At 65.3% G+C, this 23,043-nt stretch carries 23 protein-coding genes and 1 tRNA gene; 14 read left to right on the forward strand and 10 right to left on the reverse strand.

All coding sequences use genetic code 11. The features are described 5' to 3' along the window. Positions 1–57: 57 nt before the first annotated feature. The 3 genes from mobA to HMPREF2924_RS13340 all read left to right on the forward strand — a co-directional run bounded on the left by mobA (position 58) and on the right by HMPREF2924_RS13340 (position 1,237). Entirely contained in the window at positions 58–654 is a 597-nt protein-coding gene (mobA, locus tag HMPREF2924_RS13330; RefSeq protein WP_003109495.1) for a molybdenum cofactor guanylyltransferase MobA, read from the forward strand. 131 nt (positions 655–785) lie between these two features. After that, a complete protein-coding gene (locus tag HMPREF2924_RS13335) occupies positions 786–1,007 on the forward strand; it encodes a YgdI/YgdR family lipoprotein (RefSeq protein WP_003091247.1) in 222 nt (73 codons plus the stop codon). Between the two features lie 153 nt (positions 1,008–1,160). Further along, positions 1,161–1,237, forward strand: a tRNA-Pro gene (locus HMPREF2924_RS13340). Positions 1,238–1,294: 57 nt separating this feature from the next. On the opposite strand, the gene HMPREF2924_RS13345 is transcribed toward HMPREF2924_RS13340, so the two are convergent. From HMPREF2924_RS13345 to HMPREF2924_RS13355, 3 genes are all read right to left on the reverse strand, one after another. Further along, positions 1,295–2,698, reverse strand: coding sequence for a cytochrome C Snr1 (locus HMPREF2924_RS13345; protein WP_003130664.1), 1,404 nt, complete (start codon positions 2,696–2,698; stop codon positions 1,295–1,297). 366 nt (positions 2,699–3,064) lie between these two features. Beyond that, positions 3,065–3,304 (reverse strand): glutaredoxin family protein, encoded by a 240-nt coding sequence (locus HMPREF2924_RS13350; protein WP_003109620.1) that lies wholly within the window; start codon positions 3,302–3,304, stop codon positions 3,065–3,067. Positions 3,305–3,349: 45 nt separating this feature from the next. Beyond that, positions 3,350–3,907: a TetR/AcrR family transcriptional regulator gene (locus HMPREF2924_RS13355; protein WP_003109619.1), complete on the reverse strand. Its 558-nt coding sequence runs from the start codon at positions 3,905–3,907 to the stop codon at positions 3,350–3,352. Between the two features lie 165 nt (positions 3,908–4,072). Between HMPREF2924_RS13355 and HMPREF2924_RS13360 the strand changes: the two genes are divergently transcribed. The 4 genes from HMPREF2924_RS13360 (at position 4,073) to opdQ (ending at position 7,918) form a co-directional block, all read left to right on the forward strand. Further along, positions 4,073–4,669, forward strand: a complete 597-nt coding sequence (locus tag HMPREF2924_RS13360; protein ID WP_003091251.1) for a glutathione S-transferase family protein — start codon at positions 4,073–4,075, stop codon at positions 4,667–4,669. A 16-nt stretch (positions 4,670–4,685) separates the two neighbouring features. Then, positions 4,686–5,618: a pyridoxamine 5'-phosphate oxidase family protein gene (locus HMPREF2924_RS13365; protein ID WP_003130659.1), complete on the forward strand. Its 933-nt coding sequence runs from the start codon at positions 4,686–4,688 to the stop codon at positions 5,616–5,618. After that, a complete protein-coding gene (locus HMPREF2924_RS13370; protein ID WP_003109616.1) occupies positions 5,618–6,484 on the forward strand; it encodes an MBL fold metallo-hydrolase in 867 nt (288 codons plus the stop codon). The genes HMPREF2924_RS13365 and HMPREF2924_RS13370 overlap by 1 nt, the downstream gene beginning before the upstream one ends. Positions 6,485–6,652: 168 nt before the next feature. Next, positions 6,653–7,918 (forward strand): porin OpdQ, encoded by a 1,266-nt coding sequence (opdQ, locus tag HMPREF2924_RS13375; RefSeq protein WP_003091257.1) that lies wholly within the window; start codon positions 6,653–6,655, stop codon positions 7,916–7,918. A gap of 184 nt (positions 7,919–8,102) precedes the next feature. Here opdQ and HMPREF2924_RS13380 read toward each other — a convergent pair whose 3' ends face one another. Then, entirely contained in the window at positions 8,103–9,311 is a 1,209-nt protein-coding gene (locus HMPREF2924_RS13380) for an ammonium transporter (protein ID WP_009313807.1), read from the reverse strand. A gap of 469 nt (positions 9,312–9,780) precedes the next feature. Here HMPREF2924_RS13380 and HMPREF2924_RS13385 point away from each other — a divergent pair, with 469 nt between their 5' ends. The 4 genes from HMPREF2924_RS13385 to HMPREF2924_RS13400 all read left to right on the forward strand — a co-directional run bounded on the left by HMPREF2924_RS13385 (position 9,781) and on the right by HMPREF2924_RS13400 (position 12,279). Beyond that, positions 9,781–10,110, forward strand: a complete 330-nt coding sequence (locus HMPREF2924_RS13385; RefSeq protein WP_003091262.1) for an ElaB/YgaM/YqjD family protein — start codon at positions 9,781–9,783, stop codon at positions 10,108–10,110. A 3-nt stretch (positions 10,111–10,113) separates the two neighbouring features. After that, positions 10,114–10,494, forward strand: coding sequence for a phage holin family protein (locus HMPREF2924_RS13390; protein ID WP_003091263.1), 381 nt, complete (start codon positions 10,114–10,116; stop codon positions 10,492–10,494). A gap of 13 nt (positions 10,495–10,507) precedes the next feature. Next, a complete protein-coding gene (locus HMPREF2924_RS13395; protein ID WP_003130654.1) occupies positions 10,508–10,831 on the forward strand; it encodes a hypothetical protein in 324 nt (107 codons plus the stop codon). A gap of 116 nt (positions 10,832–10,947) precedes the next feature. Then, positions 10,948–12,279, forward strand: coding sequence for a deoxyguanosinetriphosphate triphosphohydrolase (locus HMPREF2924_RS13400; protein WP_003091265.1), 1,332 nt, complete (start codon positions 10,948–10,950; stop codon positions 12,277–12,279). Between the two features lie 10 nt (positions 12,280–12,289). Here HMPREF2924_RS13400 and HMPREF2924_RS13405 read toward each other — a convergent pair whose 3' ends face one another. The 3 genes from HMPREF2924_RS13405 to HMPREF2924_RS13415 form a co-directional block, all read right to left on the reverse strand. Further along, positions 12,290–14,515 carry an ATP-binding protein gene (locus tag HMPREF2924_RS13405; protein ID WP_003130651.1) on the reverse strand — a complete coding sequence of 742 codons (2,226 nt, stop codon included), beginning with the start codon at positions 14,513–14,515 and terminating at the stop codon, positions 12,290–12,292. Between the two features lie 13 nt (positions 14,516–14,528). After that, on the reverse strand, positions 14,529–15,152 hold the full coding sequence (locus HMPREF2924_RS13410) for a response regulator transcription factor (protein ID WP_003091268.1): 624 nt from the start codon (positions 15,150–15,152) through the stop codon (positions 14,529–14,531). Between the two features lie 426 nt (positions 15,153–15,578). Beyond that, on the reverse strand, positions 15,579–15,923 hold the full coding sequence (locus tag HMPREF2924_RS13415) for a YggL 50S ribosome-binding family protein (protein ID WP_003091271.1): 345 nt from the start codon (positions 15,921–15,923) through the stop codon (positions 15,579–15,581). A 310-nt stretch (positions 15,924–16,233) separates the two neighbouring features. Between HMPREF2924_RS13415 and dacB the strand changes: the two genes are divergently transcribed. Beyond that, a complete protein-coding gene (gene dacB, locus HMPREF2924_RS13420) occupies positions 16,234–17,664 on the forward strand; it encodes a D-alanyl-D-alanine carboxypeptidase/D-alanyl-D-alanine endopeptidase (RefSeq protein ID WP_003091272.1) in 1,431 nt (476 codons plus the stop codon). Between the two features lie 69 nt (positions 17,665–17,733). Here dacB and rlmKL read toward each other — a convergent pair whose 3' ends face one another. Next, positions 17,734–19,911, reverse strand: coding sequence for a bifunctional 23S rRNA (guanine(2069)-N(7))-methyltransferase RlmK/23S rRNA (guanine(2445)-N(2))-methyltransferase RlmL (gene rlmKL / locus HMPREF2924_RS13425; protein WP_023094588.1), 2,178 nt, complete (start codon positions 19,909–19,911; stop codon positions 17,734–17,736). 460 nt (positions 19,912–20,371) lie between these two features. Here rlmKL and rmf point away from each other — a divergent pair, with 460 nt between their 5' ends. After that, positions 20,372–20,584: a ribosome modulation factor gene (gene rmf / locus HMPREF2924_RS13430; RefSeq protein WP_003103238.1), complete on the forward strand. Its 213-nt coding sequence runs from the start codon at positions 20,372–20,374 to the stop codon at positions 20,582–20,584. Positions 20,585–20,671: 87 nt separating this feature from the next. Here rmf and HMPREF2924_RS13435 read toward each other — a convergent pair whose 3' ends face one another. Both HMPREF2924_RS13435 and HMPREF2924_RS13440 read right to left on the reverse strand, forming a co-directional pair. Next, positions 20,672–21,700, reverse strand: coding sequence for a quinone-dependent dihydroorotate dehydrogenase (locus HMPREF2924_RS13435; RefSeq protein WP_003091275.1), 1,029 nt, complete (start codon positions 21,698–21,700; stop codon positions 20,672–20,674). A gap of 56 nt (positions 21,701–21,756) precedes the next feature. After that, a complete protein-coding gene (locus HMPREF2924_RS13440) occupies positions 21,757–21,978 on the reverse strand; it encodes a DUF2835 domain-containing protein (protein ID WP_003103227.1) in 222 nt (73 codons plus the stop codon). Between the two features lie 152 nt (positions 21,979–22,130). Between HMPREF2924_RS13440 and HMPREF2924_RS13445 the strand changes: the two genes are divergently transcribed. After that, entirely contained in the window at positions 22,131–23,012 is an 882-nt protein-coding gene (locus HMPREF2924_RS13445) for a DUF6685 family protein (protein ID WP_003109612.1), read from the forward strand. Positions 23,013–23,043: the final 31 nt, after the last annotated feature.

Below are 23,043 nucleotides of genomic sequence, written 5' to 3' on the forward strand. Positions count from 1 at the left end.
CCTTGCTTGTGGACGTGATCGCGGTGTTATATCACAGGCCCGACACGGAGACCCCAGATGCCCGATAGCGCCCTGCCCCCCTGCTCCATCCTTCTCCTGGCGGGAGGCCGCGGCCAGCGCATGGGCGGTCGCGACAAGGGCCTGATCGAGTGGCAGGGCCTGCCCCTGATCGCCCACCTGCATCGCCTGGTGCGCCCGCTCACCGATGACCTGATCGTCTCCTGCAACCGCAACCAGGAACGCTATGCGGCCTATGCCGACCGTCTGGTGAGCGACGACAGCCGAGACTTCCCCGGCCCGCTCGCCGGCATCCGCGCCGGCCTGGCGGTGGCCCGGCATCCCTGGCTGCTGGTGCTGCCCTGCGACGCGCCGCGCATCGACCGCGCCTTGCTGGAAACCCTGCTGCAGGCCGCCGGCCGCACACCGGCGCGCCCCTGGATGCTGCGCTGCGGCGGCCAGTGGGAACCGCTGTTCAGCCTGATCCCGACGCACCTGGCCGAAGAGATAGAACACGCCTGGCGCCAGGGCGACCGTAGCCCACGCCACGTCCTGTTGCCGCTTGGCGCGGAGGCCATCGAGCTGGCCGCGGGCGATCCGCGGCTGGCCAACCTGAACACCCCCGAGCTGTTGGCTAATCACCGCGAACTGAAGTAAAACGGAAGGGACGTCGAGTCGAATTTTCTCGAAGGTGGGGGGAACACTCGTTTTTAGGGGGGAACTCTTCCTAGAACTCGTCTGTCAGAAACTCGTAACTTCAAAGTCTGACCGCACAGGAGAACTGCGCAATGATCAAGCGGATGCTACCCGCCCTCCTCCTCGCCGTAGGCCTCGGCGCCCTCGCGGGTTGTTCCAGCCCTACCGTGATCACCCTCAACGACGGACGTGAAATCCAGGCCGTAGACACCCCTTCCTATGACGAGGATTCCGGCTTCTACGAGTTCGAACAGCTCGACGGCAAGCGCGCCCGCGTGAACAAGGACCAGGTCCGCACCGTCAAGGAACTCTGATACCGTCGCGTAACAGGTTTTCCTGAAGACCCCGTCGACTCGAACGAGCGACGGGGTCTTTGCTTTTCCGCCCGGGGAAACCGGGGCTCGAAAAAAAGTTCATCTAACCCCTTGTGTACCAAAACTTTTTCTGTAGAATGCGCCCCAACAAAACGGAGCGTAGCGCAGCTTGGTAGCGCGTCTCGTTCGGGACGAGAAGGTCGCTGGTTCGAATCCAGTCGCTCCGACCATATCCCGAAAAACCCGCCTCAACGGCGGGTTTTTTATTGCCTGCGATTCGGTCTTTCTCACAGGGTACGCAGGTAGGCCACCAGGTCGCCCTTCTCTTCCGCGGACAGCTTGCGCTCCAGCACCAGGTTGAAGAACTCCACCGTGTCCTCCAGGGTCAGCAGGCGGTCGTCGTGCAGGTACGGCGGCGAATCCTTGATCCCGCGCAACGGGAAGGTCTTGATCGGCCCGTCGGCGGACGCCATCACGCCATTGACCAGTTTCGGATCGTAGAAGCGCTCCACCTTCAGGTTGTGCATCAGGTTGTCGGTGAAGTAAGGCGGCGCATGGCACCCGGCGCAGGCCGCCTTGCCGTAGAACAGCTTTTCGCCACGCAATTCCTGCTCGCTGGCCTTGCCCGGATCGAGCCGCCCCTCCACATCCAGCTTCGGTGCCGGGGGGAAGTCCAGCAGCGCCTGAAACTCACCCATGAAATGCACCTGACTGCCACGCTCGAGCACGTTCACCCCCTTCTTGGTGGCGATTACCGGGTCGCCGTCGAAGTAGGCGGCACGCTGCTCGAACTCGGTGAAGTCCTCGACGGTCTTCAGCGCCCTCTGCGAGCCGAACAGCCGCTGGATGTTCACCCCGCGCAGCGTCGGCGTGTCGATGCGGTGGCGGAACGGCTGCGGGCGCACGTCGCCGGCCAGGTGGGTAGCGGCATTTGTGTGGCCGTTCGCATGGCAGTCGAAGCAGGCCACGCCGCGGCTCGGATGCTCGCTACGGCGATCGTCGGTGAGGTTGAACTGCTGCTGCGGAAAGGCCGTTAGCAGCAGGCGCAGCCCTTCCAGCTGCTTGGGATTGAGAATCCCGTTGAACAGCTCGAAATAGTTGTCGATGGTCACCAGCTTGCCCTTGGACACATCGCCTAGGTCAGGCCGGGTGGTAAGGAACATCGGTGCCGGGAATTCGGGCAGGAAGTGGTCCGGCAGGTCGTAGTCGAGGTCGAAACGGGTCAGGTCGCGGCTTTCCTGGCGCTTGATCTCGTCGATGAGGAACTTGGGAAAGACCATCCCGCCTTCGGCATGGTTGGGGTGTGGCAGCGGCAGGAAGCCACCGGGGAACAGCCCCTGCTTGCGGATTTCCTCGGGGCTCAGCCTGGCCAGCTCCTCCCAGCTGGTGCCGGCCGGCAGCTTCACCCGGACCCCTTCCTGCAGCGGCTTGCCGCGCGTCATGCTGGCACCCTTGGCCGGCCTGTCGCTGAGATCGTAACGCTGCTCGAGAAGCGTCTTGTGGGCCTGCTCGATCGACGGCTTGTTCGCCGTCATGCGCTTCATGATGGTGGCGAAGTCCTCGTTGATCACCACCGGCGAATAGCTGGAAGTCTTGCTTGGCTGCTCATCCCCCGCGACCACGGCGGATTGCAGCCCCAGGGCGAGCGGCATGACCCAGAGGGCATGGCGCGTCCAGGCGGGCGTTTTCATCAGGCGTCCTCTTTCGTTATGAGGAAACGCCGAGCCTCGTCGTCCCGACCCCACACCCCGGCGGTCCGCGACAGCGGACCGAACGACCTGCGACGCGTCCTGCGCCACGCGGGTTCCCGGCTGTTTCCAGTCAGTCCTGAAGGGAACTCAGGGTTTATCCATCGCCCTTAGGCCTAGCCGAACGCAGCCTGCCGAGCCAATAGGCTCAGGCTATGAAAACCATTGAGAAACGCCTATGCATCGCTTCGCCAGCATCGCCGAAGCCAGGCACCGCGCGGCATGGGGGAAGGAAGCGGAACGCAGTCCGGTTTGCGCATAGCGCGCGGGGTTACCAGCGGTGCCGCGCTTAGCGCGAATGAATAGGCATCAGCGGCTGAGGAAGGCTGCGACCTGCTCGGCCTCGAACGGCCAGTTCAGCTCGGCGCCATTGTCGCAGCGGCGCAGCACCGGGATCCGCAGGCCATAGCGCTCGACCCAGGCTTCGTCGTCGGCGATGTCCACCAGTTCGACCAGCAGGCCATGTTCGACGAAGGGCATCAGCACCGCCTCCGCGACTTCGCAGAGGTGGCAACCGAGGGTTCCGAAGAGTTGGCATTCCGGGGGCATCGAAAGGACCTGTGCAGTGTTTCGCGGCGATGGTAGCACCCGCGCTCAGATGCCAGCGACCTGCAACAGACTTTCGGCCGCCTGCCGGGCCTCGCGGGCCTGGTCCGCCGGCCCGTGGATGTGCGCCATCACCAGGGCGCCCTCCATCAGGTATTGCAACTGCCGCGCAAGCAGTGCCGCCGAACGCACGCCCAGGCGCTCCAGCTGGCGCTGGAAATAGGCTTCGACGAAGGCCTTTTGCTCGGCCGCCTGGCGATGGATCGGATGCGAGCGCTCATGGAACTCGGCGGCGGCATGGATGAAGGCACAGCCACGGAACGCCTCGTCCTGGAGGAACTCCTGCAGACCATCGAACACCGCCAGGATCGCCGCGCGCGGCTGCAACCGTGCCTCGGCTTCGAGCATGCGTTCGGCGGTGCGCTGCCGACGCACCTCCAGGGCGGCCATGATCAGTTCGTCCTTCGAGCGAAAGTGTTTGTACAGCGTCATCTTCGCCACGCCGGATTCGGCCAGGATGCGGTCGATGCCGGTGGCGTGGTAACCCTCGCGATAGAACAGGTCGACGGCGGTGCTGAGCAGTTGCTCGCGTTTGCGGGATGTCATGGAAAGCCTCCTGAGCGGCCCATTATGCGCGACCCTGCCGCCCCCTTGAACCGCTCTGCGTCGCTCCCCGGACGAATACCGACGGAAAAAGGCGAACGCGTGCCTTGAAATATACAGACCTGTCTGTCTAATATCCAGACACCAATACCCGCCTGGAACCCTCAGATGAAACTCCATGACCTGGATCTCTCCGGCAACGCCTACAAGGTCCGCCTGTTCCTCTCCCTCATCGGCCGCGAGGCGACGCTGCGGCCGGTCGATTTCCTCAACCGCGAGCACAAGACCCAAGCCTTCCTCCGCATGAATCCCCGCGGGCAGATCCCGGTGCTGGAAGACGGCGAGCTGCAACTGGGCGACTCCCATGCCATCCTCGTCTATCTGGCGCGACGCCATGCCGATCCCGTGTGGTATCCGCTCGACCCCGTCAGCCAGGGCCGAATCGCCTACTGGCTCAGCTATTCGGCCAACGAGGTGCAGAACGGTCCGGCCAGCGCCCGGCTGATCGCCCGCTTCGACCTGCCGCTGGATCGCGAGCAGACCCACCAGCGAGGCCTGGAAGTGCTGCGCCTGGTCGAGCGGCACCTGGCCGAGCATCGCTGGCTGGCCCAGGGCGAACAGCCGAGCATCGCCGACGTGGCCCTCTACCCCTACCTGGCCCTGGCCCCCGAGGGCGGCCTGGCGCTGGACCACTACCCGGCGCTGAACGCCTGGATCGCCCGCATCCGCGCGCTGCCCGGCTACATCCCGATGCCCGGCCTGTAGCTCGACAGGAGGCAGCATGAGCCAGGAACAGAGCCCCTTCCACGCCGGCGAACTGGCGATCCAGGAACGCGCCGGCGTTCGCGAGCAGGTCGCCGGCTTCGGCAGCCGCGCGATCCGCACCTTCATGCCGGACCAGCATCGGGAGTTCTTCGCCCTGCTACCGCTGTTGCTGGTGGGCAGCCTCGACGCCGACGGCTACCCCAGCGCCTCGGTGCTCTGGGGCCCCCCCGGCTTCGCCCGTTCGCCGGAACCGACCCGCCTGCGCATCGACAGCCTGCCGCAAGCGGACGATCCGCTGGCGGCCAATCTCGAGGCCGGCACCCGCCTCGGCATCCTCGGCCTGGAATGGCCGACCCGCCGCCGCAACCGCATGAATGGACGGGTCCTGGCGCGGGACGGAAAGGGTTTCACGGTCGGCGTCGAGCAGTCCTTCGGCAACTGTCCCAAGTACATCCAGGCGCGCAGCCATCAGCCCGTCTCCAGGATCGCAAGTCCCGCGTTGCAGGGCGAAGGACTCGATCCGCGCTGGCTGTCGCTGGTCTCGCGCAGCGATACGCTGTTCATCGCCAGCCAGCATGCCGACCCACTCAGGGGCGGCGTCGACGTCTCCCATCGGGGCGGGCCGCCGGGCTTTCTCCGGCTCGGCGCGGATGGCCGCCTGTGGTTGCCCGACTACGCCGGCAACCGCCTGTTCAATACCCTCGGCAACCTGCTCCAGGAGCCTCGCTGCGGCCTCCTGTTCATCGATTTCGACAACGGCGACCTGCTGCACCTGCACGCCGAGGCCGAGCTGTTCTGGCCGGGTTCGCAGCCATCCATCCCCTGGCCCGCCGGCGCCGAGCGCCTGCTGGCGTTGCGCCCCGCAGGCTGGCGCTGGCGGCGCGGCCGCCTGCCGCTGGCATTCGGCGAGCCCCAGCCATCCCCTTTTCTTCCTGCCGGTGAATCTTGATGCCTTTCCTGTATCGCCTTGCCTCGTTGTTGATCGCCCTCCTCGTCCTGCCGGTGCAGGCGGCGGAAATGCGAGTCGCCCTGTTGCGCACCTCGGGAGTGGAAACCCTCGATGCGCTCACCGTCGACGGCGGCTCCTGGGTGCGCCGGGTGCCGCTCAGCCATACCGCGGTGCTGATCGAGCACCACGCCGCCACCCTGCTCTTCGACACTGGCCTGGGGCGCGACATCGACGCCCAGTTCCGCGCCGACATGCCTTGGTGGGCAGCGCCGCTGTTCGCTTACCAGAAAGTCGTCCCGGCGCGCGACCAACTGGACGCAGCCGGTATCCGCGTCGATCGCATCCTGCTGTCCCACGCACACTGGGATCACGCCTCGGGCCTGGTCGACTTCCCCGAAGTACCGGTCTGGGCACCCTACGAGGAGATCGCCTTCAGCCGCATCGCCACCCCGCCGGCCGCCTTCCCCAGCCAATTCCGCCATGGCGTGCGCTGGCGACCTTACAGCTTCGATCCGCAGCCGTTCATGGGCTTCGACGAAAGCCTCGACCTGTTTGGCGACGGCCGCCTGGTGCTGGTCCCCCTGCCCGGCCATACGCCCGGCTCGGTCGGTCTGTTCGTCACCCTCGACAGCGGGCGCCGGCTGTTCTTCAGCGGCGACACCAGTTGGCGACTCGAAGGCGTCGAAGGCCCACGGCAGAAATTCTTCGCCGGCCGCGCCCTGGTCGATCGCGATCCCGCGCGCACCCTCGCGCAACTGGCGAAGATCCGCCTGCTGCTCCGCAGCGACCCGCGCCTGAGCGTGATTCCGGCGCACGATGCGCGGGTCCAGGCCGCCCTGGGCTACTTCCCGCACTGGCTGGAATAGCGGGAACGCCCGTCCTAGACAGGGTTCGTGCCAATTCTCGGCCACCCTCGACTAATGTCTAACAGTGGCCGTCTTCCTGTAGTGCTTAAGTAACCGGGCTGTCACAGGCCGACGTGGCGTCACGCCGCCGCCATCGGCCTGCCCCAAGCGCTCGAGGAGACAATAACAATGAGCATGACCCCGATCGCCCGTGCCGTGGCTTTTGCCGCGCTGGGTTCCAGCATTACCGTCCCAACCCTGGCCCATGCCGAGTTCATCAAGGACAGCAAGGCCAGCATCGAACTCCGCAACTTCTACTTCAACCGTGATTTCCGCCAGGAAGGCGCCAGCCAGTCCAAGGCCGAGGAATGGGCCCAGGGCTTCCTCCTGCGCTACGAGTCCGGCTACACCGAGGGCACCATCGGTTTCGGCGTCGACGCCATCGGCCTGCTCGGGGTGAAGCTCGACTCCAGCCCCGACCGCAGCGGCACCGGCCTGCTCAAGCGCGACCGCGAGACCGGCCGCGCCCAGGACGACTATGGCGAGGCAGGGATCACCGCCAAGCTGCGGGCGTCGAAGAGCACCCTAAAGATCGGCACCCTGACCCCCAAGCTGCCGGTGATCATGCCCAACGACAGCCGCCTGCTGCCACAGACCTTCCAGGGCGGCGCGCTGAACTCCATGGAGATCGACGGCCTGACCCTCGACGCCGGGCGCCTGAAGAAGGTCAACCAGCGCGACTCCTCGGACAACGAGGACATGACCATCACCGGTGGCGGCAAGCGCAACATCGTGGTCCGTTCCGGGCTGACCTCGGACAAGTTCGACTTCGCCGGCGGCAGCTACAAGTGGACCGACAACCTCAGCACCAGCTACCACTACGGCAAGCTCGACAACTTCTACAAGCAGCATTACCTCGGCCTGGTGCACACCCTGCCGATCGCCGACAAGCAGTCGCTGAAATCCGACATCCGCTGGGCGCGCTCCACCGACGACGGCTCCAGCAACGTCGACAACAAGGCGCTCAACGCCATGTTCACCTACAGCCTCGGCTACCACGCCTTCGGCGTCGGCTACCAGAAGATGAGCGGCGACACCGGCTTCGCCTACATCAACGGCGCCGACCCCTACCTGGTGAACTTCATCCAGATCGGCGACTTCGCCAACAAGGACGAGAAATCCTGGCAGGCGCGCTACGACTACAACTTCGCCGGCGTCGGCATTCCCGGCCTGACCTTCATGACCCGCTACGTCAAGGGCGACAACATCGACCTGCTGACCACCTCGGGCGAAGGCAAGGAATGGGAACGCGACATGGACATCGCCTACGTGTTCCAGAGCGGCCCGTTGAAGAACCTCGGGGTGAAGTGGCGCAACGCGACCATGCGCACCAACTACACCAACGACTACGACGAAAATCGCCTGATCGTCAGCTACACGCTGCCGCTCTGGTAACGGCAGGACCGGCGGATAGCCGCGCTACGGCCATCCGCCCCTCCCCAGAGCCCCGCGGCGGAACGAAGAGGCCACCCTTGGGTGGCCTCTTTCATGGCGGGATGCCTCGCTCGCAACGTGCAGGACGGATAGCGCCTGGGGCGTTATTCGCCGATACCCCGCCGGACCAAGGAAGTCCGCCCCCTCATTCGTGGCTGATCGCGCCGATCTTGTGGATCGACAGGTCCGCGCCGTAGTACTCCTCCTCCTGGCTCAAGCGGATGCCCAGCAGCGCCTTCATCAGCCCATAGACCGACAGGCCGCCGGCGAAAGCCACCGTCACCCCCAGCAGGCTGCCGAGCGCCTGGCTGGCCAGGCTCACCCCGCCGAGCCCACCCAATGCCTGCTGGCCAAAGATGCCGCAGGCAATCCCGCCCCAGACCCCGCAAAGACCGTGCAACGGCCAGACACCGAGGACGTCGTCGATCTTCCAGCGCACCTGGGTCGCGGTGAACGCCCAGACGAACAGGGCACCCGCCACCAGACCGGTGGCCAGGGCGCCGATCGGATGCATCAGGTCGGAACCAGCGCACACCGCCACCAACCCGGCCAGCGGACCGTTGTGCAGGAAGCCCGGGTCGTTGCGGCCGATCAGCAGCGACGCCATGGTGCCGCCAACCATCGCCAGCAAGGAGTTGACCGCCACCAGCCCGCTGACCCCGGCGAGGGTCTGGGCGCTCATCACGTTGAAGCCGAACCAGCCGATGATCAGGATCCACGACCCCAGCGCCAGGAACGGGATGCTTGACGGCGCCATCGCCACCAGCTTGCCGTCGCGATAGCGGCCGTTGCGGCTGCCCAGCAATAGCACCGCCGCCAATGCCAGCCAGCCGCCCAGCGCATGCACCACCACGGAGCCGGCGAAATCGTGGAAAGGTGCGCCGAACTCCAACTTCAGCCATTCCTGCAAGCCGAAATTGCCGTTCCACACCAAGCCTTCGAAGAACGGGTACACGAAGGCCACGATCAGCGCCGTGGCGCACAACTGCGGGCCGAACCGGGCACGCTCGGCGATGCCGCCGGAGATGATCGCCGGGATTGCCGCGGCGAAGGTCAGCAGGAAGAAGAACTTCACCAGCGCATAGCCACTGTCCACGGTCAGCGCCGCTGCCGGGTGGAAGAAGGTCACGCCGTAGGCGATCCAGTAGCCGACGAAGAAATAGGCCAGCGCCGAGATGGCGAAGTCGGACAGGATCTTCGACAAGGCGTTGACCTGGTTCTTCAGGCGCACGGTGCCCACCTCGAGGAAGGCGAAGCCGGCGTGCATCGCCAGCACCATCACCGCTCCGAGCAGGATGAACAGGGTATTGGAGCCGTGGATCAGGACTTGCACCGCACTATTCAGGTTATCCATGGATTGAGGCAGCCTTCGCGCGTAGAGAGAAAGCACCAGAAACGCCCACGCCCGTCCTTCAACGCACCATGACGAAGCAGTAGTCGTCGTGCGAACCGCCGCTTTTCTTCGGCGGACGTTTCGCAAGGTGCCTGAGGCAGCATGGAAAGCTCCCGGACTTTCCTTGATTTTCATTGGGTTGGACGTTCATCCCGAAGTACCCTCCGGGAGCGCCTGGCGCCCTCGCAAGGGGCATTCCGGCCGACGTGCGCACCAGGGAATTGCAAGCGCCATACCAGTTCGCGCCCCGTTGCGAGGCAGCCGGATGGGCGTCATCTCGCCGCAGCCGCGCCGACAGGCACGCTGTGGCAGTCTTTAATGAAAGGAGCGCCGGGAGCGACCGGCAACGCGCGGAAATTACCCATCGGTTGAACCTTCCGCCCCGCGCTCGGCTCGAAAAAAACACACCCCATGACCAGAGGAGCTCGTCATGCCCCGCAAGACCACTGCAAACGCTGCAAAGGATGAACTGTTGGCTGAATTCCAGGCACTGGTCGCCGATACCGAGAAACTCCTGCAAAGCACCGCCGACGTGGCGGGCGACCAGGCGGAAGAAATCCGCGGCAAGATCCACGACAGCCTCAAGCGCGCTCGCGATACCTTGCGCGACACCAAGGACTCGCTGAAGGACAACGTCCGCGAACGCAGCCAGGCCGCGGTGGACGCCACCGAGGTGTACGTCGGCGAACACCCCTGGCAGAGCATCGGCATCGCCGCCGGCGTCGGCTTCCTGCTTGGCCTGTTGGTCAGCCGGCGCTGAGCCATGAGCGAAGGAAAGGACCCGGCGGACGGCCGCCCCTCCCTGCGGCGCTTCGGCGCCGCCTTCCTCGGCCTGTTGCACGGTCACGTCGAGCTGTTCGGCATCGAGCTGCAGGAACAGAAGGCCAACACCCTGCGCCTGCTGCTGTTCGCCGGGCTGGCCCTGGTATTCGCCCTGCTCCTGCTGGTCGGCCTGTCGCTGCTGGTGCTGATCGTGTTCTGGGACACCAACCGGCTCGCAGCGGCGCTCGGGTTGTGCCTGTTCTACGTGATCGGCTCGCTGTTCTGCGGCTGGCGCCTGTACCAGTCGATCAACGACGAAAGCTCGCCGTTCAGCGCCACCCTGGAAGAACTGGCCAACGACCGCGAGCGACTGCTGCCATGACAAGGAAACGCGCATGAGCCAACTACCGGTGAACGCGACCGGCCTGTCGCGTCGCGAATTGCGCAAGGCGGTGATCCGCCTGCGCCTGGAAATGCAGCGCCAGCAATTGCGCCGCGAAAGCCAACTGCTGGTGCAACCCTTCCGCCAGGCCCAGGGGCTGGGCCACAACCTCAGCCAGCAACTGTTCGGCGGTGGCAATGCGGCGCTCTGGGGCGCCGGCGGAGCCGCACTGCTGGGCGTACTGCTTGGCAAGGGCGGACGCTGGCAGCGTCTGCTGCGCCTGGGCGTCGCCCTGGCCCCGCTGTTGCTCGGCCTGCGCACGCGGAAAGGCCGTTGAAGGATGCGCCGACCGGCAACGGTCGGCGCCCTCCGTTTCCCCAACGCGACGATTGAGCTTGCCGAGGCAAACCGTTAGCGTGTCCGCATCGCCTCAGCGCATCCCTGGAATTCCCGATGGACTGGCAGACCCTGCTCACCCGCGAACGGCTCGGAAAGCCGGTACACAGCAACGATGAACTGGGCCGCAGCGCCTTCCACAAGGACCATGACCGGATCATCTTCTCCGGCGCGTTTCGCCGCCTCGGACGCAAGACCCAGGTCCATCCGGTCTCCAGCAACGATCACATCCACACCCGCCTGACCCACTCCCTGGAAGTCGCCTGCGTCGGCCGCTCGCTGGGCATGCGGGTCGGCGAGATCCTCCGCGAGGAACTACCCGAGTGGTGCGACCCCAGCGACCTCGGGGTCATCGTCCAGTCGGCCTGCCTGGCCCACGACATCGGCAACCCACCGTTCGGGCACTCCGGCGAAGACGCGATCCGCAACTGGTTCCAGCAAGCCGCCGGACGTGGCTGGCTGGACGAAATGAGCGACGCCGAGCGTTCCGACTTTCTCCACTTCGAAGGCAACGCCCAGGGCTTCCGGGTCCTCACCCAACTGGAATACCACCAGTTCGACGGCGGCACGCGGTTGACCTACGCAACCCTGGGCACCTACCTGAAGTACCCCTGGACCTCGCGCCACGCCGAAGCGCTGGGCTACAAGAAGCACAAGTTCGGCTGCTACCAGAGCGAACTGCCGCTGCTCGAGCAGATCACCCATAAGCTCGGCATGCCGCAACTCGACGACGAGCGCTGGGCTCGCCATCCGCTGGTCTACCTGATGGAAGCGGCGGACGACATCTGCTACGGCCTGATCGACCTCGAAGACGGCCTGGAAATGGAGCTGCTCGAATACAGCGAGGTCGAGGCGCTGTTGCTCGGCCTGGTCGGCGACGACCTGCCCGACACCTATCGCCAACTCGGCCCCAGGGACTCCCGCCGGCGTAAACTGGCGATCCTCCGCGGCAAAGCCATCGAGCACCTGACCAATGCCGCCGCCCGTGCCTTCGTCGACCAGCAGCAGGCCCTGCTCGCCGGGCAGCTTGCCGGCGACCTGGTGGAACACATGCACGGCCCGGCCAAGCTCTGCGTGCAGCGGGCCAAGGCCATCGCGCGGGAAAAGATCTTCCAGGACAAGCGCAAGACCCTCCACGAGATCGGCGCCTACACCACTCTGGAGATCCTCCTCAACGCCTTCTGTGGCGCCGCGCTGGAGCAATACGGCGGGCATACGCCGTCGTTCAAGAACCGGCGCATCCTCGACCTGCTCGGACGCAACGCGCCCGACCCGCAGTGGCCGCTGTACCGCGCCTTTCTCCAGGTGATCGATTTCATCGCCGGCATGACCGACAGCTACGCCACGGAAATGGCCCGGGAAATGACCGGACGCTCGAGCCCCTCCTGAACGGAAGGGCTCATACCGCAGCGGCCGCCAACTGCTCCTGGAGTTCCTCCTGCAACGCCTCCAGGGCCAGCCGGAGTCTTTCGCCAGACGCCTGCAGGCACTCCCCGTCGCCACCTCGCCGGCAGGCGTCCTCCAGGGCCTCGCAGGCCTCCAGCAGGGTACGCGCCCCGATCATCCGCGCGGCGCCCTTGATGCGGTGGGCATGCTCGGCGAGCCGGGTCCTGTCGCCCTCGCGCAGGAGGATGGCAAGGCGCTGGAGGTCCTGACGGTTGCTGCCTAGCAGGGTCTCCAGCAGTTCGCGCAGCCGTTCCGGGCGGCCGCCACCGAGGCTGCTGAGAGCGTCCGCGTCATAGAGCCCCCGGGGCTGCGCGGCGTCGCGGCCGAAAGAGGTCGCGAGGTAGTTGCGCAGGGTCTCCAGGCCGAGCGGCTTGAACAGGCAATCATCCATGCCCGCGTCGCGGCAGCGCTGTACCTCGTCCGGCTCGGCGTCGGCGGTATAGCCGAGGATCAGGATCGGCGCGCGCCGCTCGCACCGTTCCTGGATGCGTATCCTGCGTGCCAGCTGATAGCCGTTCAGGCGCGGCATGTTGCAGTCGCTGATCAGCACCTCGAAGCGCTCGTCGGCCCAGAGTTCCAGCGCCACCTGGCCATCCTCCGCTTCCGCCACCCGGTGGCCGAGAAACTCCAGTTGCTGGCGCAGCAGTACCCGGTTGGGCGGATAGTCGTCGGCGATGAGGATATGCAGGCGGCGAGACGGCTCCATGGATGCTGCCAGCGGGTCCTGGCTGGATTCAGGCATTTTCGGCCCGCACTGGCGCAAGAGCAGGTCGAGCGACACCCGGGTGCCTTTGCCCGGCTCGCTGTGCATCTCGACATCGCCGCCCATGAGGTCCACCAACTTCCGACAGATCGCCAGCCCAAGGCCGGTCCCGCCCTGCACCGTGCGTCCCTTGGCCACCTGGATGAAAGGCTGGAACAGGCGCGCCTGGTCCGCCGGAGCGATACCGATACCGGAATCCTCCACGTCCACCCGGACGATCGCCCTCCCCTCGTCCAGGCTCCTTTCCTGGAGACGGATCGTCACCTGTCCCCGCTCGGTGAACTTGATCGCATTGCTCACCAGGTTGGAGAGCACCTGCTTGAAGCGCAGGGGATCGATCAGCACGTCCCGTCCCGGGGCATCGTCCAGCTCCACAACGAGCCTCAGGCCCTTCTGCCGGGCCAGGCCTTCGAACATGCAGCGCACCGACTCCACGACATGGCGCAGGCGAACCCGCTCGGGCGTGAGGGTCAGGTGGCCGGACTCGATCTTGGCGACGTCGAGGATGTCGCCGATGAGCAGTTGCAGCGACCCCGCAGCCTCGTAGGCGACCTCCAGCGAGGCGCGTTCGCGCTGCTCCGGCGCCAGGCGCTGCAGGACCAGTTCGAGGATGCCGATGACCGCATTCATCGGCGTACGGATCTCGTGGCTCATGGTCGCCAGGAAGACGCTCTTCGCCCGATTCGCCTCGTCCGCCTGGCGCATCGCCTCGCGCAACTGGCGGGCCAGGCGCTCCCGTTCGGTGATGTCGATCCAGCCGTTCATCAGGCCGAGCACCCGTCCCTGGCGATCCCTGTAGGGCGTGACCCAATGGTGGATCTCCAGCAATTGCCCGCCGATGCGCACCGCCATGTCGGTGAAGCTCGCCGTTCCTCCCCGAGCCACCGCCAGGCACTGCTGGTGCATGAGCCGTGCCTTGCTGCCCTCGACCCAGTCGGAATCGGTCAACAGGGTGCCGCGGGCCTGCTCACGGGTCATCCGCAGGCTTTCCAGGTAATTGCGGTTGCAGGCCAGCAGGCGACCGTCGAGCGTGCGGATGCTCACCGGGTAGGGAATCCCGTCAACCAGCGCCTGCTTCAATGCCAGGCGGCCGCTCAGGTCGGCTTCGGTACGTTGCCAACGCCTGAGCCTGAGCTGCAGGACGGTATTCCAGCCCAGGCATCCGACGCAGACCAGGCAGGCCACCAGCAGGCCGAGCACCAGGCTGGAAGGGGATGGCGAGCGCAGCCCGTCGGCAGCCTGGCGTAGCGGCGCTTCGTCGACCACATCGGCGTCCCCCGGACGATCCGGAGCGGGAATCCGGAGCATGGAAGCATATTCGCCAGCCGTCGCCCTCGCCGGAACGGCATATCCCGCCATGCAGGCGAATACGAGAAGCAGGCCGAGCATGCACGCACTGCGTTTCTGGAACTTCATTCGGTTCCGGCCCTTAGATAAGCGTATTGCGTTTGGCGAACTCGATGAGATCCACCAGCGAGCCGGCGTTCAACTTCAACAACAAGCGCGCCTTGTAAGTGCTGACGGTCTTGTTGCTGATAAACATCTGCTCGGATATCTGCTTGTTCGAATAACCCTGGCTGAGGTATTGCAATACCGATACTTCGCGATCGGACAGGCGTCCGAGCAATTCCACATCGTCGGAATAGGCGCCCTGTTGCACAGGACGCATGGCCGAGCTGGGAAAGTAACTGTATCCCGAGGCGACCGCATTCACCGCCGTCACCAGTTCGGCCAGTCCGCCCTGCTTGCAGACGAACCCGGCGGCGCCCGCCTGCATGCTGCGCAGGGCGAAGAGCGAGGCGCTCTGGCCGGTCAGGACGAGGATCTTCAGGGGCAACGCCAGCACCATCAGGCGGCTGATGACCTCGAGGCCGTCCAGCCTGGGAATGCCGATATCGAGGATGACCAGATCCGGCTTCAGCTCCCGCCCGAGGCTGATGGCATCCACGCCATTATCGGTATCGCCGACGATCTGGTGCCCTTCGGCTTCCAGCAACATCTTCATGGCCATGCGAATCACGGGATGATCGTCGACTATCAGGATACGGCTCATTGTCTGATTTCCTTGCCAATAAAAATTCAGAAAAAATTCTCCTGAGCAAGATATAGACGGGAGCCATATTGTCGAGATATTCGATGGCAACTCATATACTTTAAGGAATATTCTCACGGAAACTTAATTTATTTCTTACGGCGAATTCAAAACCTCGTATATTGCCAAGCAATTGGCCTGGTTATCTGCATGAAAAACACCCGCATATATACGCGCTCTCCCGGCTCGTTATCTGCCAGAGCGAGTTGAATAGTTCGTCAGGGACTTCGGAGTATTGCTATCCGCATGTACGGCCACAAGCCGCCGACATGCCTTCGGCAGGGCAAAGGGAAGCACGACGGGCGCCGGGCCAGATAGCGCCGGAGCAGGATTGAAAGGGAGGGAAAACGCGACCGCCATCCTCGGGCGGGATGGCGGCGCTATCGCTTAGAGCTTCGGCAGGACAGGCTGTTCCGGGTACCAGGCGTCGACCAACGCGCCGACCTCGACGCTGGCCAGTTCCGGTTGCTGCTTCAACCAGGCCTCGATCAGGGCCCGCTGCTCTTCATTGACCGAGCCACGGCGCGCCAGGCAGACGAAACCGAATTCGTCGCAGCCGCCATAGGTCAGTTCGTTGGCTTCGATCGCCTGATCGATGAAGCGCAACATGAAAGCGTTCACCGCATCGGCATCCACGCCTTCCTTGTAGTGGAAGTTCAATTCGAAACCCAGCTCCTGGAATTCATCGACGCACAATTTCTTGCGCAGGCGGCGGGAACGATTAGTAGCCATGGCGGCATCTCCTGGATTGACGCTCCATTGGCGGAGCCTCGCATTACAGACAGTAGCCGACACCGCTGGAGCCGCGGGCGAACCCCGGCAAGCTCCGCGCGGCGCGGCCGGATTGCCGGCGCACTCTACCAGTTCCGACCATTCGGCGATATGACGGCGAACTCCGCGAAACTCCAGCGCATCGTTATCCGCCTTGCGGCATAATGAGCAAGACGGCCTCTTCGCGTGATGTCCGTCTCTTTTTTCAGGTTCGCTTCGTTTTTCATCTTCATTTCATTTTCTACCCTCCGTCTTCAAGGGTTCTTCATTAATGTTCAAGTCGCTGCGTACTCTTGCCTTCGCCACGCTCCTGCCTTTCGCCCTTCCCACCCTCGCCCAGGTCAACGCCACCCTGCCGGCCAACGTGCAGAAAGCCCTGCAGACCAACAAGCTGACCGGCAACGATCTGTCGCTGGTGCTGATTCCGCTCGACGGCCCGGGCAACCCCACCTACTACAACGCCGACGTATCGGTGAACCCGGCCTCGACCATGAAGCTGTTCACCACCTATGCCGCCCTGGAAATGCTCGGCCCGACCTACCAGTGGAAGACCGAGTTCTACACCGACGGCCAGCTCAAGAACGGAGTGCTCAACGGCAACCTCTACCTCAAGGGCGGCGGCGATCCGAAACTGAACATGGAGAAGCTCTGGCTGCTGATGCGCGACCTGCGCGCCAATGGCGTGACCAAGGTCACCGGTGACCTGGTACTCGACCGCAGCTACTTCAACATCCCGCAGTTGCCGGTATTCAACGACGACGGCGGCGACGACACCAAGCCGTTCCTGGTCGGTCCGGACTCGCTGCTGGTCAACCTGAAGAGCGTGCGCATGGTGGTGCGCACCGACGGCAACAAGGTCAACGTGCAGATGGACCCGCCGCTGGCCAACGTACGCATCGACAACCAGGTGAAGATGACCGCGCCGGCCACCTGCCCGGCCTGGCCGAAGCTGCGCTTCAGCCCGGTGACCCAGTTCGACGGCACCACCCTGCTGGCCACCGGACAGATTCCCCAGGGCTGTAGCGCGCAGACCTACATGTCGCTTCTCGACCACCCCGGCTACACCGCCGGCGCGGTGCGCGGCATCTGGCAGGAACTGGGCGGCAGCATCCTCGGCAAGGACCGCCAGGGCAGCGTACCGCGCAACGCCACGCTGATCGCCAAGGCCTTCTCGCCAGACCTGGTCGAGATCATCCGCGACATCAACAAATACAGTAACAACACCATGGCCCGGCAGTTGTTCCTCTCCATCGGCGCGCAGTTCCGCAACAGCGCCGACGGCGACGACGCCCAGGCCGCGCAGCGGGTGGTGCGGCAGTGGCTGGCGCGCAAGGGCATCACCGCGCCGCGCCTGGTGATGGAGAACGGCTCGGGACTGTCGCGCCAGGAACGGGTCAGCGCCCGTGAGATGGCGGCGATGCTGCAAGCCGCCTGGCACAGCCCCTATGCAGCGGAGTACATCTCCTCGCTGCCGCTGGCCGGCCTCGACGGCACCATGCGCAAACGCCTGCGGCGCACCGCACTGGTCGGCGAGGCGCACGTGAAGACCGGCACCCTCAACACCGTGCGCGCCCTCGCCGGCTTCAGCCGCGACGCCAGCGGCCACAACTGGGTGGTGGTGGCGATCCTCAACAGCCCGCGGCCGTGGGGCGCTTCGGCGATCCTCGACCAGGTACTGCTGAGCCTGCACGCGCGGAAATAAGGCGCAGTACGAAAAAAAAGGCCGCCAGCGGTTGCCCGCCGGCGGCCTTTTGCATGAATGCCGCTCGCCTCAGCGAACGGTGATTCTCCAGGCCCGATGGATCTTCGGATTACGCGCGAAATCCGGATCGAGGGTTTCGCCAGTGATCTCTTCGACCGCATAGCGGGCCTGCACGCTCTCGTCCAGTTCGAACTTGCGGAAGTTGTTGGAGAAATACAGCACCCCGCCCGGCGCCAGCCGCGCCATGGCCAGGTCGAGCAGTTCGACGTGGTCGCGCTGCACGTCGAACACGCCTTCCATGCGCTTGGAGTTGGAGAAGGTCGGCGGGTCGATGAAGATCAGTTCGTACTGGCCATCGTCTTCCCGCAACCACTCCATCACGTCGCCGTGCACCAGGCGCTGCTTGTCGGAAAAGCCGTTGAGCGACAGGTTGCGCCGCGCCCAGTCCAGGTAGGTCTTCGACAGGTCGATGCTGGTGGTGCTGCGCGCGCCGCCCCTGGCCGCATGTACGGTGGCCGTGGCGGTATAGCAGAACAGGTTGAGGAAGCGCTTGCCGGCCGCCTCCTTCTGGATGCGCAGGCGCATCGGCCGGTGATCGAGGAACAGCCCGGTATCCAGGTAATCGGTCAGGTTCACCAGCAGGCGCACATCGCCCTCACCCACCTCGAGGAACTTGCCCTCGCTGCTCTGCCGTTCGTACTGCTTCTTGCCGGCCTGGCGCTCGCGGCGCTTGACCACCACCCGCTCCTGGGCAACGCCCAGGGTCTGCGGAATCGCCGCCAGGGCGTCGAACAGGCGCGCCTGGGCTTTTGCCGGATCGATCGACTTGGGCGCGGCGTACTCCTGGACGTGAACCCAATCGCCGTAGATATCCACCGCCAGGGCATACTCCGGCATGTCGGCGTCATACAGGCGATAGCACTCGATCTTGTCGCGGCGCGCCCATTTGCCCAGTTGCCGGAGGTTCTTCTGCAGGCGATTGGCGAACATCTGCCCGCCCTCGCTCAGCCGTGCCGGCTCGCTCGGCGCCCGCGCCAGGCCTTCGTCGTTGCGTTCGCCACGCTCGCCGGTGACGAACTGGCGCGGCTCGACCTGGATCATCAGCAGCTTGCAGGCCAGCGCGCCGTTCCAGAACGCGTATTGCTTATGGCTGCGGATACCCATGCGCTTGCCCAGTTCCGGCGCCCCGGTGAACACCCCGGCGCTCCAGCCGATGCAGCTCTGGCGCAGGCGCTCGCCGAGGTTCTGGTAGAGATACAGCAGGCTGGCTTCGTCGCCGAGGCGCTCGCCATAGGGCGGGTTGCAGATCACCAGGCCGGTCTGGCCCTTGTCCGGGCGCGGCTCGAAAGTCGCCAGTTCGCCCTGGTAGATCTTCACCCAGTCGGCCACTCCGGCACGCTCGATATTGTTGCGCGCCGGCTGGATCAGGCGCGGGTCGGCCTCGTAGCCGCGAATCCACAACGGCGGCCTGGCCAGGCCGGCCGCCGCGCGCTGCTGGGCTTCCTCGTGGAGCTTGCGCCACAGCGCCGGCACGTGCCCCAGCCAATTGCTGAAGCCCCAGCGCTCGCGCTTGAGGTTCGGCGCGATATCGGCAGCCATCAGCGCCGCCTCGACCAGGAAGGTACCGACGCCACACATCGGGTCGGCCAGGGCACCGCCCTCGGCGGCGATCTTCGGCCAGCCGGCACGGATCAACACCGCCGCCGCCAGGTTCTCCTTCAGCGGCGCGGCGCCCTGCTGCAGACGATAGCCGCGCTGGTGCAGGCTATGCCCGGAGAGGTCCAGGGAAAGGGTCGCCTGGCCGCGGTCGAGGTGCAGGTGGACGCGCACGTCCGGATTGACCTTGTCCACCGACGGGCGTCGGCCGGAGCGCTCGCGCAGGTTGTCGACGATCGCATCCTTGACCTTCAGCGCCCCGAAATGGGTGTTGTCGATGCCCGAGCCCTTGCCGCTGAACTCCACCGCCAGCGTGCCGCCGGCGTCCAGGTGGTCTTCCCAGTTCACCGCGTGGACCGCCATGTACATGGACTCGGCGTTCTCCACCGGGAATCGCGCCAGCACCAGCAAGACCCGGTTGGCCAGGCGCGACCACAGGCAGAGGCGATAGGCCACCTCCAGGCTGCCCTGCCCGCGCACCGCCGACACCTGGGCGCGCGCCTCGTCCAGGCCGAGCCCCTGCGCCTCTTCGAGGAGCAGGCTTTCCAGGCCTTTCGGGCAGGTCAGAAACAATTCGTAAACATCAGCCATATCGCCTTCCCGGGCCGTAGCCCTTGTCAGTGGAAGCACCCTCATGGGCACTTCTTTGGCACCAGGTGCCGTGGTTCGATTGCCGGAACGCTCCCGGCGTTGCTCGCTGCGACCCCGAGTCGCAGTCTGGGCGACCCTTCGTCGGAATGCGAGGAAATCTCAATTGGTGGGGGTGCAAATCGTTATAAGGCGCAACCCCGCGACCCTGCGGCGTTAGCGCCGGAAACCAGGCGTCATGAGCCTGCAACATATGGCCCTATCGACGAAAGCGTTAAGTCTTTATGACAAATCGGTCATTCACACGCCTGAACGCTTTGGTTAGAACTCCAGTTAATCCGCCACCGCAACGGTGTCGGGCGAGGGTCGTCACGCCGGCAACGACCCCTTTCGGCGAAAGCTTCGCCAGGCCTCCCCTGGGGGCCAACGGGACATAACAGTCAACAAGTGAGGGCAACACCCTATGAGAAGACTTAAGCGTGATCCGTTGGAAAGAGCCTTCTTGCGTGGTTATCAGAACGGCATAACCGGTAAATCTCGTGATCTTTGTCCGTTCACCCATCCTACGACGCGGCAGTCCTGGCTCAACGGCTGGCGCGAGGGCCGTGGCGACAACTGGGACGGCCTCACTGGCACGGCCGGCTTACAACGTCTCAATCAACTCCAGCACGTGTAAGCGACAACACGGATAGCACCGATTTCCCCAAGGCACGCCCCATCCGGGCGGCGGGCGCAAGCCCAAGGGCTCCGCAAGGAGCCCTTTTCAATTCCGCCGCGGCAATGCGGCGATGGCGTCCACCGCTTCGCGGATCAACGCCGGTCCCTTGTAGATGAAACCCGAATAGATCTGCACCAGGCTCGCCCCGGCGGCGATCTTCTCCGCCGCGTGCGCGCCCTCGGTGATACCGCCGGCGGCGATGATCGGCAGCCGTCCGCCCAGCTCGCCGGCCAGCACCTTCACCGTGTGCGTGCTCTTTTCCCGCACCGGCGCGCCGGACAGGCCACCCGCCTCGTCGCCATGCGGCAGGCCTTCCACGCCTTCGCGGCCGAGAGTGGTATTGGTCGCGATCACCGCGTCCATCCCCGCCTCGACCAGCGCCGCGGCGACCAGCGCGGTCTCTTCGTCGGTCATGTCCGGGGCGATCTTGATCGCCAGCGGTACCCGCCGGCCATGCCGCAGCGCCAGCGCTTCCTGGCGCTGGCGCAGTGCCTCCAGCAGTTGCTTGAGCGAATCGCCGAACTGCAGGCTGCGCAGGCCGGGCGTGTTCGGCGAGCTGACGTTGACGGTGACGTAGCTGGCGTCGGCGTAGACCTTGTCCAGGCAGATCAGGTAGTCGTCGACCGCGCGCTCCACCGGGGTATCGAAGTTCTTGCCGATGTTGATCCCCAGTACGCCGCGATACTTCGCCGCGCGCACCCGTGCCAGCAGGTGGTCGACGCCGTGGTTGTTGAAGCCCATGCGATTGATGATCGCGTTGGCTTGCGGCAGGCGGAACAGGCGCGGCTTGGGATTGCCCGGCTGCGGTCGCGGAGTGACGGTGCCGATTTCGATGAAGCCGAAACCGAGCTGGCCGAACCCGTCGATGGCGTCGCCGTTCTTGTCCAGGCCCGCGGCCAGCCCCACCGGATTGGGAAATTCCAGGCCCAGCACAGAGACCGGCAGGCTGGCCGGCTTGGGCGTCAGCAGGCGGTTCAGGCCCAGGCGACCGCCGGCCCCGATCAGGTCGATGGACAGTTCGTGGGAGGTTTCCGGGGACAGTTTGAACAGCAGCTGGCGGGCCAGGGTGTACATGGTCGGGTATCGGTCGGCAGAATGAAGGGTGCCGATTATAGCCGTCGAGCACCCGCTCAGGCGAGGCGTTGCAGCGCCAGCAGGCGGCCGTCCTCGCTGAAATCGAGGCGGAACGTGCCATGCACGCCATCGTGGCCGATGAACGGACGCAGGTGATGGGCCGGCAGGTTCACCCGGCGACCGTCGCGGCTGCGCAGCAGGACCCGATTGGCCCTGCCGCCGTAGATGGCCTGCAGGCGTTCGCCGGACAGGGCGATATCCATGATGAGACTGGGCATGGAGCCCCCCGCTTGAATGAACCACGACAGCTTGCCACAAACCACGCGGTTGAATGTCACGCCCGAACCTGTGCTTCAATGGACGGACCGTCGCCGTCCCCTCCCGCCCCTTTCCGCGTCGGTCGCCGAGCCCGAGGAGCCCTCCGTCGATCATGAGTTCCAACTCGCGTAGCAACAGCACCTTCACCGGTCGCCTTTCCGCACTCGCCAACCGCCTGCGCCTGGGTGCCGCGCGAAGCGATGGCCGGGAGCTGCGCGAACGGGCGGCCGCCCTCGAGCTGCCGTTCCAGCCATTGCGACGGCCGGAGCCGAGCGTCTGGTGGCAGGCCGGACCGCCCCTGCACACCCTGGTCGATCTGCCGCGCGGCGCGCTGTCCGGCCCGGTCCAGGAAGACAAGGCGGAAGCCCACGCGGTCCTCAAGCGCCTGGTGCGGGTCAGTCACTCCACCCTGGAGTCGGTCGACCTGAAGACCATCGAAGGCGTATGCAGCCGCGAGATCCTCGTCCAGACACCTTGCCCACGCCTGGAAGACCTGGCCACGGCCGAGGTCTGCCGGGGCGTACGGATCATCAGCTACAAGGATTTCGTCAAGGCCCTGAGCCTGGCCCTGCCGCGTTTCACCAACGGCGACAGCATCCGCCTGCGCCAGGCCGCCTGGCACGGCGAGCGCCTGTTCTGGGCGGGCGAACGTCAGGCCTGCGCCTTCGCCGCGGCGATCGTCTACGCCCGCCGCCGCGAACTGGAACTGAAGCTGCCGGCACACCTGGAACGCTACGAACTGGAGCCCGGCGCGCTGGACGAACTGGAACAGCGCTACCACATGCTGCGGATTCCGACCCAGGCCTGGTCCGAGCCGACCTTCATGAGCCTGCTGCTGGATACCGGCCTGCCCTATGCGCGACTCGCCCTGTTCACCCCGGAAACCCCGGAGTGCCTGTTGCTGCCCCGCAACGACGAACGCGCCGATGCCCTCGGCGAAGGTCTGCGGGCGGCTGGCGCGGCAGACGTGGTGAAGTATCTGAAGCAACTGTAGGCAACCGGCCAGGACTGGCCAGCTCGCGCCC

The sequence above is a fragment of the Pseudomonas sp. HMSC063H08 genome (assembly GCF_001813645.1).
In the GTDB taxonomy this organism is placed as follows: Bacteria; Pseudomonadota; Gammaproteobacteria; order Pseudomonadales; family Pseudomonadaceae; genus Pseudomonas; species Pseudomonas aeruginosa.

Coding starts and splice junctions, on each gene's coding strand:
- mobA (WP_003109495.1), top strand. CDS start 58: ATGCCCGATAGCGCCCTGCCCCCCTGCTCCATCCTTCTCCTGGCGGGA.
- HMPREF2924_RS13335 (WP_003091247.1), top strand. CDS start 786: ATGATCAAGCGGATGCTACCCGCCCTCCTCCTCGCCGTAGGCCTCGGC.
- HMPREF2924_RS13345 (WP_003130664.1), bottom strand. CDS start 2,698: ATGAAAACGCCCGCCTGGACGCGCCATGCCCTCTGGGTCATGCCGCTC.
- HMPREF2924_RS13350 (WP_003109620.1), bottom strand. CDS start 3,304: ATGCCCCCGGAATGCCAACTCTTCGGAACCCTCGGTTGCCACCTCTGC.
- HMPREF2924_RS13355 (WP_003109619.1), bottom strand. CDS start 3,907: ATGACATCCCGCAAACGCGAGCAACTGCTCAGCACCGCCGTCGACCTG.
- HMPREF2924_RS13360 (WP_003091251.1), top strand. CDS start 4,073: ATGAAACTCCATGACCTGGATCTCTCCGGCAACGCCTACAAGGTCCGC.
- HMPREF2924_RS13365 (WP_003130659.1), top strand. CDS start 4,686: ATGAGCCAGGAACAGAGCCCCTTCCACGCCGGCGAACTGGCGATCCAG.
- HMPREF2924_RS13370 (WP_003109616.1), top strand. CDS start 5,618: ATGCCTTTCCTGTATCGCCTTGCCTCGTTGTTGATCGCCCTCCTCGTC.
- opdQ (WP_003091257.1), top strand. CDS start 6,653: ATGAGCATGACCCCGATCGCCCGTGCCGTGGCTTTTGCCGCGCTGGGT.
- HMPREF2924_RS13380 (WP_009313807.1), bottom strand. CDS start 9,311: ATGGATAACCTGAATAGTGCGGTGCAAGTCCTGATCCACGGCTCCAAT.
- HMPREF2924_RS13385 (WP_003091262.1), top strand. CDS start 9,781: ATGCCCCGCAAGACCACTGCAAACGCTGCAAAGGATGAACTGTTGGCT.
- HMPREF2924_RS13390 (WP_003091263.1), top strand. CDS start 10,114: ATGAGCGAAGGAAAGGACCCGGCGGACGGCCGCCCCTCCCTGCGGCGC.
- HMPREF2924_RS13395 (WP_003130654.1), top strand. CDS start 10,508: ATGAGCCAACTACCGGTGAACGCGACCGGCCTGTCGCGTCGCGAATTG.
- HMPREF2924_RS13400 (WP_003091265.1), top strand. CDS start 10,948: ATGGACTGGCAGACCCTGCTCACCCGCGAACGGCTCGGAAAGCCGGTA.
- HMPREF2924_RS13405 (WP_003130651.1), bottom strand. CDS start 14,515: ATGAAGTTCCAGAAACGCAGTGCGTGCATGCTCGGCCTGCTTCTCGTA.
- HMPREF2924_RS13410 (WP_003091268.1), bottom strand. CDS start 15,152: ATGAGCCGTATCCTGATAGTCGACGATCATCCCGTGATTCGCATGGCC.
- HMPREF2924_RS13415 (WP_003091271.1), bottom strand. CDS start 15,923: ATGGCTACTAATCGTTCCCGCCGCCTGCGCAAGAAATTGTGCGTCGAT.
- dacB (WP_003091272.1), top strand. CDS start 16,234: ATGTTCAAGTCGCTGCGTACTCTTGCCTTCGCCACGCTCCTGCCTTTC.
- rlmKL (WP_023094588.1), bottom strand. CDS start 19,911: ATGGCTGATGTTTACGAATTGTTTCTGACCTGCCCGAAAGGCCTGGAA.
- rmf (WP_003103238.1), top strand. CDS start 20,372: ATGAGAAGACTTAAGCGTGATCCGTTGGAAAGAGCCTTCTTGCGTGGT.
- HMPREF2924_RS13435 (WP_003091275.1), bottom strand. CDS start 21,700: ATGTACACCCTGGCCCGCCAGCTGCTGTTCAAACTGTCCCCGGAAACC.
- HMPREF2924_RS13440 (WP_003103227.1), bottom strand. CDS start 21,978: ATGCCCAGTCTCATCATGGATATCGCCCTGTCCGGCGAACGCCTGCAG.
- HMPREF2924_RS13445 (WP_003109612.1), top strand. CDS start 22,131: ATGAGTTCCAACTCGCGTAGCAACAGCACCTTCACCGGTCGCCTTTCC.